A 7,735-nucleotide genomic window follows, 5' to 3' on the forward strand; every position below is an offset into this window, starting at 1 on the left:
GACCCGGTCGAGGGGGAGGATGGCCCGGGCCGCCCCGAGCCGCACCGCCGCCGCCGGCATGCCGTAGACCACCGCGGTGCTCTCGTGCTCGGCCACGGTCTGGGCGCCGGCCTTCTGCATGTCGGCGAGGCCCACGGCCCCCCCCGCGACGCCCAGGCCCTGCGCGAGTGGGACGCGGCGCATCCGGAGGCGAGCGCGGCGTGAGATCGCTCGCTACATCGCCCTCCCCCCTCTGCGGGGGAGGGTGGCCCCCGAAGGGGGTCGGGAGAGGGGAGCGCGGCTTCAAGAGAGGGCGCGACCGACATGAAGGACACTGCGTTCTTCTGCCCCGGCGCTCCCCTCTCCCCCCCTGCTTCGCAGGGTACCCTCCCCCGCAGAGGGGGGAGGGAGACGCGTGCTGGGTCCGTCGCCCATGACCCCCGCCCGCGCCGGCCTGCTGGCCCTCCTCCTCACCCTGGTGCTCGACCAAGCCTCCAAGCTCGGGCTCTATGTCGGCACCGACCTCGTCCTGACCCAGCCCTGGCGGCTGGCGCCCTTCGCCGACTTCGTGGTGGTCTGGAACCGGGGCGTCTCCTACGGGCTGTTCCAGCAGGAGGGCGGGCTCGGGCGCTGGCTCCTCGTGGCCCTGTCCCTCGCCGCCGCCCTCGGGCTCGGGATCTGGATGATGCGGGCGGGCTCGCGGCTCCTCGCGGTCGCCCTCGGGCTGATCGTCGGCGGCGCGCTCGGCAACGCCGTCGACCGGGCCGTCTACGGGGCGGTGTTCGACTTCGTCCACCTGCATGCCGGCGGCTGGTCATGGTACGTGTTCAACGTGGCCGACGCGGCGATCGTGGCCGGGGTGATCGGCCTGATCCTCGACAGCCTGTCCCCGGCCGGCCGCAGGGGACGGACGGCGCCCGCGCCGGGCGATCCGGCCCCGCGCCTGTGATCCGTGCGACACAATGGGCGCCCTGCCCGATCGCCCTGGCGCGACGTAGCCAAGGCGCCATACGATCGCCGGAAACCGGTCTCAGGCCGGGACCCGTCGGATCGGGCCGCGCCGCGGCGATCCCTGAGCCGGACTCCCCCGTCCGGAACCCGTGAGGCAGCATGACCGCGCATCGCAGGCTTCGTCTTCTCCTTCCCGCCGCGGTCGCCCTGACGCCGCTCCTCGTGGCCGGCGCCCAGGCGCAGGAGCGCGGCGAGTTCATGCGCGACGCGCTGTCGGGCATCGGCCTGCTGGAGAAGCGCCAGGACCCGATCGACTATCACGAGCGGCCGCCGCTGGTGATGCCGCCGAAGATCGACGGCAAGGCCCTGCCCCAGCCCCGGGCCCGCTCCACCAGCACCGCCTGGCCGAAGGATCCCGAGATCGTGGAGCGCGAGCATGCCGCCGCGGAGCGCCGCCGCCCGACGGGCAGCCAGGCCCGGGGTCGCTACGACGACAACAACGCCACCCTCTCGGTGGACGAGATCCGCAACGGCCGCCGCGCCGGCGCGAACGTGACCACCGAGGCCGAGCGCAAGCCCGGCGACAACAACCGCGACGACAGCCTGCTCAGCCCCTTCGAGCTGTTGAAGGGCAAGAGCGCCAACGCCGAGCCCGCCGACGTGGAGCCGAACCGCGACGTCCTCACGGATCCGCCGACCGGCTACCGGCAATCGCCGAAGAAGCTGGCGCGCCCGCCGTCGAACGACCCGATCAACAACGCCAGCCGCGAGCGCGAGGAGGCGGATCCGCAGGCCTATCTCCGCCAGCGGGCGCAGCAGTAACCGGAGCGCCGTGGCGCTGTTGCAACGGCGGCCCGGCGTGGCAACATGTGGTGTTTGCCCCGGTGCGGTTCTTGCCCGCCGGAGGCCAGGACGGTCCCGACCCGCGCGCATCCCGAGCGGTGGCGCACGGCGGGGCCGGCAGAAGGAAAGCGGAATGCACCTGTTCAGGACGGCGACGCCCCCCCTCTTCCCGCTGCGTCCGGGCTCGCCCTTCGGCGCCAGCGCCGGCCGGGGCGAGGCCGCGCCGTTCGGGCGTTCCGAGGCGGGCGGACCGGAGGTCACGGCCTTCACCCTCGACAACGGCCTCGACGTGGTGGTCGTGCCCGATCACCGGGCCCCCGTCGCCACCCACATGATCTGGTACCGCAACGGCTCGGCCGACGATCCGCTGGGCCAGTCGGGCATCGCCCACTTCCTCGAGCACCTGATGTTCAAGGGCACCGAGACGCACCCGGTCGGCGCCTTCTCGAAGGCGGTGTCGGGCCTCGGCGGCCAGGAGAACGCCTTCACCAGCTACGACTACACCGCCTATTTCCAGCGGGTCGCCCGGGACCATCTCGGCACCATGATGGAATTCGAGGCCGACCGCATGAGCGGCCTCGTCCTCGACGACGCCGTCGTCGCCCCCGAGCGCGACGTGGTGCTGGAGGAGCGGCGCATGCGGGTCGAGACCGACCCCTCCGCCCAGCTCTCCGAGGCGATGGCGGCCGGCCTGTTCGTGCACCACCCCTACGGCATCCCGATCATCGGCTGGATGCACGAGATCGAGGGGCTGAACCGCGAGCACGCGCTGGCCTATTACAAGCGCTTCTATACCCCCGAGAACGCCATCCTGGTGGTGGCCGGCGACGTCACCCCGGACGAGGTCCGGCGGCTCGCGGAGACCACCTACGGCCGCGTCACGCCCCAGGGTGCCCGGCCCGAGCGCCTGCGCCCCCGGGAGCCGGAGCCGAAGGCGCTCCGCCGGGTCGCGGTCGCCGACCCGAAGGTCGAGCAGCCGACCCTGCAGCGGCTCTACCTGACGCCCTCCTGCATCACCGCCCGCGACGGCGGCTGCCACGACCTCGAACTGCTCGCCGAGGTGCTGGGCGGCGGCTCGACCTCCTATCTCTACCGCAAGCTGGTCCTGGAGACCGGCCTCGCGGTCAATGCCGGCGCCTGGTACATGGGCTCGGCGATCGACGACACCCGCTTCTCCGTCTACGCGATCCCCGCCGAGGGCGTGCCCCTGGAGAAGCTGGAGGAGGCCGTGGACAAGGTCCTGCGCCGCGCCCCCGCGGAGGCCCTGGACGCCGAGGCGATCGAGCGCGCCAAGACCCGCCTCGTGGCCGAGACCGTCTACTCGTCGGACAGCCAGTCGTCGCTCGCCCGGATCTACGGCTCGGCCCTGGCGATCGGCGAGACGATCGAGGAGGTCCGCCGCTGGCCGACCGACATCGAGGCGGTGACGCAGGATCGCCTCAAGACCACCGCCGAGCGCTGGCTGACGCCGGCGCGCTCGGTCACCGGCTACCTGACCAAGGCGCAGGATCCCGACGCCCCGGTGGCGATGGCCGCCGAGTAACCCCGCGCGCGGCCCCGTCCGCCCGCCGCCGGGCGGTGTCGGGGCGCGCACCGAACGGGAGCCTTGGCCCGCTCCGCCGCCGCCCGAGACAGAGACAAGAGGTTCCCATGAGCTTGACCGAGACCTTGGTCGAGACCGTCGCCCCCGCCGCCAACTCGCCCACCACGGCGCTGCCGGTCGCCACCGCCGCCGGCGTCGAGGCGTGGCACGTCGAATCCCCCGTGGTGCCGATGATCGCCCTCGCCTTCACCTTCGAGGGCGGTGCCGCGCAGGACCCGGCCGGCAAGGCCGGCTGTGCGCAGATGCTGGCGCGGCTCCTCGACGAGGGGGCGGGCGACCTGACCTCCGACATGTTCCAGGAGCGGCTCGCCGCCCGGGCGATCGAATTGTCGTTCCATGCCGGGCCCGACGCGGTCGGCGGCTCCCTCAAGATGCTGGTCAAGCACGCCGACGAGGCCATCGGGCTCCTCGCCTTGGCGCTCGCCAAGCCGCGCCTCGATCCCGACGCCGTCGAGCGCGTCCGCGGCCAGGTCATCGCGGGCCTGCGCTACCAGCAGAACGATCCGGGTGTCCTGGCCTCGCGCCGGTTCTTCCAGGAGGCGTTCGCCGGCCATGCCTATGCCCACCCCTCCTCGGGCACGGTGGAGAGCATCGCCACGATCACCCGGGACGACCTCCTGGCGATGCATGCCCGCATCATCGGGCGCGGCCGGGTGAAGGTGGCGGCCGTGGGCGCCATCGGCGCCGAGCAGCTCGCCGAGGGCCTGAACCGCGCCTTCGGGTCCCTGCCGGAGGCCGGGTCGCTCAAGGCGGTCCCGCGCACGGAGGTGCAGGGTCTCGGCCAGCGGATCGTGGTCGATCTCGACGTGCCGCAATCGGTGATCCGCTTCGGCATGGCCGGCGTGCCCTGGCGCGATCCGGACTTCATCCCGGCCTACGTGCTGAACCACATCCTGGGCGGGGGGGTGTTCACCTCGCGCCTGTTCCAGGAGGTGCGGGAGAAGCGCGGGCTGGCCTACTCGGTGGGGACCTCGCTGGTCAGCCACCGGTCGGCCTCGATGACCTGGGGCTACACCGCCACCAAGAACGAGCGCGTCGGCGAGGCGCTGTCGGTGATCGGCGACGAGATCGGCCGGCTGATCACGGACGGGCCGGACGACGACGAGCTCCAGAAGGCCAAGGATTATCTCACCGGCTCCTACGCGCTCGGCTTCGACACCTCGACCAAGATCGCCCACCAGCTGGTGCAGATCGCCTTCGAGGAACTGGGCATGGACTACATCGCCCGCCGCAACGCCCTGGTGGCGGCGGTGACCCAGGCCGATATCCGCCGTGCCGCCGCCCGCACCTTCGCGGATGGGAAGATGCTGGTGGTCGCAGCCGGCCGGCCGGTCGGTCTCTGAGGGCCTGTTCGACGGGCGCGCGCGGTTCGCTCCCGTCATGGTTTCGAAAGGTCGAGACCTTTCGCGGGTCCAGGGCGGAGCCCTGGAGATTATCTCGGGTCGAACAGGCTGTCGCTTTTCTCGAGCGGCGGTTGAGGCAATGGTGGACGCATGACCGAGCTTCTTGACCGAGCCGTGCAGACCGCCCGCGCGCTGTCCCCCGAGATGCAGGACGAGATCGCTCGGCTCGTGCTGGCCTATGCGGGCCGGGACGAGGCCGTGATCGAACTCACGGCTGATGAAATCACCGATCTCATCGAGGCGCAGGCCGAGAGGATGCGCGGGGACTTCGCGACGGAGGCCGAAGTCGAGGCCGTCCTGTCCCGGTACCGCCTTTGAGGCTTCGCTTTCAGCGGCGTGCCCTGCAGCAGATCGACCGCGCCCTGGGCCACATCGCGGCGCAATCCCCGCAAGGCGCAGCCAAGGTCGAGGCGCGGCTGACAGCCCTCATCGCGGTCGTGCGCGATCATGCTCATATCGGCGCGCGGACGTCGATGCCCGGAGTTCGGCGCATCTTCCTGACACCCTATCCCTACCACATCGACTATTTCGTGGGCGACGATGAGGTCGTCGTGCAGCGGTTTCGCCACGCGGCCCGCAAGCCGTTATCCGGCATGGGCGGGCCATGACGACCGAAGCCAGGATGTCGATTCGCTGGGCGCAACAGCCTTTTCCGGGCTCTGACGAACCGCGGCAATCCTGTGTTGCTATTCTTAAGCCGCCTCGCTCGCCAGGGGAGCGATCCGCTCGATCTCCGGCCCGAGTGTGCGGCTCAGCGTCTCCAGCTCGAACTGGCGCTGGAGGTTGAGCCAGAACTCCGCGCGCGTTCCGAAAAAGCGGCCCAGGCGCAGCGCCGTGTCGGTGGAGATCCCGATCTGCTCGACAGCGATCCGCTCGATCCGCGTGCGCGGAACGTGGCAGGCGCGCGCGACCGATCCGGCGGACAATCCCGAGGGAATCAGGAAATCCTCGCGCAGAACCTCGCCGGGATGCAGCGGCGGCAGGACGGCATCGGTTTCGTACATCATGGCCCCGCCCTCGCAACGCCGGCTCCGATCCCCACCTGAGGCCGATCGGCCTGAACCCCCGGACCCCCATGCAGCTCACCGGCCTCCACCACCTCACCGCGGTGACCGCCCGCGCGGCGCAGAACGTCGCGTTCTACACCGGCGTGCTGGGGCTGCGCCTCGTCAAGAAGACCGTGAACCAGGACGACGTCTCGGCCTACCACCTGTTCTACGCGGACGGTCTGGCGAGCCCCGGCACCGACATCACCTTCTTCGACTGGCCGGCGCCCCGGGAGCGGCGCGGCTCGAACAGCATCACCCGGACGCATCTGCGCGTCCCGGGGGAGGCCGCCGTGGCCTGGTGGCACGCGCGCCTGCGCGAGGCCGGGATCGTGGAGGCCGAGCCCGTCCCGCGCGACGGGCGCCTCACCGTCGATTTCGAGGACCCGGAGGGCCAGCGCCTCGCCCTCGTGGACGATGGCGGGACGGGCCCCGAGCATCCCTGGGACGGCTCGCCGGTGCCGGCCGCCTACCAGATCCGCGGCCTCGGGCCGATCCGGCTCTCGGTGCCGGATCCCGGGCGCACTGCGGCCGTGCTGACCGCGGTGCTGGGCATGCGCCGGGACCGGGCGTTCCAGACGCCGGACGGGCCCGTCGCGGTCTACGCCATGGGGCCCGGCGGCCTGGCCGCCGAGATCCAGCTCCTGGCCGATCCGTCCGCGCCGAGCCGGCAGGGGGCGGGGGCTGTGCACCACGTCGCCTTCCGCATCCCGGACGCGGATTACGGAGCCTGGGCCGACCGGCTCAAGGCGGCCCGGGTGCCGACCAGCGGACCCGTGGACCGCTATTACTTCCGCAGCCTCTACTTCCGCGAGCCCAACGGCATCCTGTTCGAGATCGCCACCGACGGGCCCGGCTTCACCGCCGATGAGCCCCTGGAGACCCTGGGCGAGCGCCTTGCCCTGCCGCCGTTCCTGGAGCCGCGCCGGGCCGAGATCGAGGCCGGGCTGAAGCCCCTCCGGCCCGGAACCATCGGCTGACCGCCGCCCCGCCCGGCGACAACCCTGCCATGTCCGGGACGGCGCTGCGGACGGCGCCGGGGAGGCTCAATATTCGAACGATTCCAGGCCGTTCACTTCTTCCGCGGGTGTGATCCTGGCGCGCCTTGACGGGCGTGCTGCAACTGCGAAAGAAGCAGCCCCTGTATATCCATCATCCGAATCCGGGTGGTTCGGCGGGGATCCGCCGAACCACAAGCCCCGGATCGTCGGGACCGTGCGCCGAGCATCAGAGGATTCGAGGACTGATCCGTCGATGAGCAAGTTCTACGAGGAGCGCGTGCTGTCGGTGCACCACTGGACCGACAACCTGTTCTCGTTCCGCACCACGCGGGACCCGGCGTTCCGGTTCCGCAACGGCGAATTCACGATGATCGGCCTGGAGGTCGAGGGGCGGCCGCTGCTGCGCGCCTACTCGGTGGTCTCGGCCAATTACGAGGAGGAACTGGAGTTCTTCTCGATCAAGGTCCAGGACGGCCCCCTGACCTCGAAGCTCCAGCATCTCAAGGTCGGCGACCCGATCATCGTCGGCAAGAAGCCCACCGGCACCCTGGTGCTCGACAATCTCCTGCCCGGCCGGCACCTCTACCTGCTCGGCACCGGCACGGGGCTCGCCCCGTTCCTGTCGATCATCAAGGACCCGGAGACCTACGACCGGTTCGAGAAGGTCGTGCTGGTCCATGGCTGCCGGCAGGTCCAGGAACTCGCCTACGGCGAGACCATCACCGAGTCCCTGCCCAAGCACGAGTTCCTGGGCGAGATGATCTCGAACCAGCTGATCTACTACCCGACCGTGACCCGCGAGCCGTTCCGCAACCGCGGCCGGATCACCGACCTGATGGTCTCGGGCAAGCTCTTTTCCGACATTGGCCTGCCGGCGATGTCGGTCGAAGCCGACCGGTTCATGCTGTG

9 protein-coding genes and 1 pseudogene are annotated in these 7,735 nt (G+C 71.1%); 8 read left to right on the plus strand and 2 right to left on the minus strand.

The window, feature by feature from the left end; all coding sequences use genetic code 11:
* Window positions 1–165: pseudogene (locus MKK69_RS18785) on the minus strand (chemotaxis protein CheB); the annotation flags it as partial.
* Window positions 166–412: 247 nt separating this feature from the next.
* Between MKK69_RS18785 and lspA the strand changes: the two are divergent.
* The 6 genes from lspA to MKK69_RS18815 all read left to right on the plus strand — a co-directional run bounded on the left by lspA (window position 413) and on the right by MKK69_RS18815 (window position 5,387).
* Complete coding sequence (lspA, locus tag MKK69_RS18790) at window positions 413–928, plus strand: signal peptidase II (RefSeq protein ID WP_243970330.1); 516 nt, start codon at window positions 413–415, stop codon at window positions 926–928.
* Window positions 929–1,089: 161 nt separating this feature from the next.
* Window positions 1,090–1,752, plus strand: coding sequence for a hypothetical protein (locus tag MKK69_RS18795; protein WP_243970313.1), 663 nt, complete (start codon window positions 1,090–1,092; stop codon window positions 1,750–1,752).
* Between the two features lie 154 nt (window positions 1,753–1,906).
* A complete protein-coding gene (locus tag MKK69_RS18800) occupies window positions 1,907–3,316 on the plus strand; it encodes a M16 family metallopeptidase (RefSeq protein ID WP_243970315.1) in 1,410 nt (469 codons plus the stop codon).
* A 107-nt stretch (window positions 3,317–3,423) separates the two neighbouring features.
* Entirely contained in the window at window positions 3,424–4,719 is a 1,296-nt protein-coding gene (locus MKK69_RS18805) for a M16 family metallopeptidase (protein WP_243970317.1), read from the plus strand.
* 150 nt (window positions 4,720–4,869) lie between these two features.
* Window positions 4,870–5,097: a hypothetical protein gene (locus MKK69_RS18810; protein ID WP_243970319.1), complete on the plus strand. Its 228-nt coding sequence runs from the start codon at window positions 4,870–4,872 to the stop codon at window positions 5,095–5,097.
* Complete coding sequence (locus MKK69_RS18815; RefSeq protein WP_243970321.1) at window positions 5,094–5,387, plus strand: type II toxin-antitoxin system RelE/ParE family toxin; 294 nt, start codon at window positions 5,094–5,096, stop codon at window positions 5,385–5,387. Before MKK69_RS18810 ends, MKK69_RS18815 begins: the two co-directional genes overlap by 4 nt.
* Before the next feature lie 84 nt (window positions 5,388–5,471).
* Here the strand turns inward: MKK69_RS18815 and MKK69_RS18820 are convergent, their stop codons facing one another.
* On the minus strand, window positions 5,472–5,786 hold the full coding sequence (locus tag MKK69_RS18820; protein WP_243970323.1) for a HigA family addiction module antitoxin: 315 nt from the start codon (window positions 5,784–5,786) through the stop codon (window positions 5,472–5,474).
* Between the two features lie 68 nt (window positions 5,787–5,854).
* On the opposite strand from MKK69_RS18820, the gene MKK69_RS18825 reads away from it, so the two are divergent.
* The gene (locus tag MKK69_RS18825; protein ID WP_243970325.1) at window positions 5,855–6,805 is read left to right on the plus strand and encodes a ring-cleaving dioxygenase; all 951 of its coding nucleotides are present in this window, start codon (window positions 5,855–5,857) and stop codon (window positions 6,803–6,805) included.
* Between the two features lie 274 nt (window positions 6,806–7,079).
* Window positions 7,080–7,735, plus strand: a 656-nt coding sequence (locus tag MKK69_RS18830; protein WP_243970327.1) for a ferredoxin--NADP reductase, incomplete at its 3' end; no start/stop codon positions are given.

Origin of the sequence: Methylobacterium sp. J-026 (genome assembly GCF_022829585.1) — a bacterium.
Classification (GTDB): Bacteria; Pseudomonadota; Alphaproteobacteria; order Rhizobiales; family Beijerinckiaceae; genus Methylobacterium.

Coding starts and splice junctions, on each gene's coding strand:
- MKK69_RS18805 (WP_243970317.1), top strand. CDS start 3,424: ATGAGCTTGACCGAGACCTTGGTCGAGACCGTCGCCCCCGCCGCCAAC.
- lspA (WP_243970330.1), top strand. CDS start 413: ATGACCCCCGCCCGCGCCGGCCTGCTGGCCCTCCTCCTCACCCTGGTG.
- MKK69_RS18795 (WP_243970313.1), top strand. CDS start 1,090: ATGACCGCGCATCGCAGGCTTCGTCTTCTCCTTCCCGCCGCGGTCGCC.
- MKK69_RS18820 (WP_243970323.1), bottom strand. CDS start 5,786: ATGATGTACGAAACCGATGCCGTCCTGCCGCCGCTGCATCCCGGCGAG.
- MKK69_RS18810 (WP_243970319.1), top strand. CDS start 4,870: ATGACCGAGCTTCTTGACCGAGCCGTGCAGACCGCCCGCGCGCTGTCC.
- MKK69_RS18800 (WP_243970315.1), top strand. CDS start 1,907: ATGCACCTGTTCAGGACGGCGACGCCCCCCCTCTTCCCGCTGCGTCCG.
- MKK69_RS18825 (WP_243970325.1), top strand. CDS start 5,855: ATGCAGCTCACCGGCCTCCACCACCTCACCGCGGTGACCGCCCGCGCG.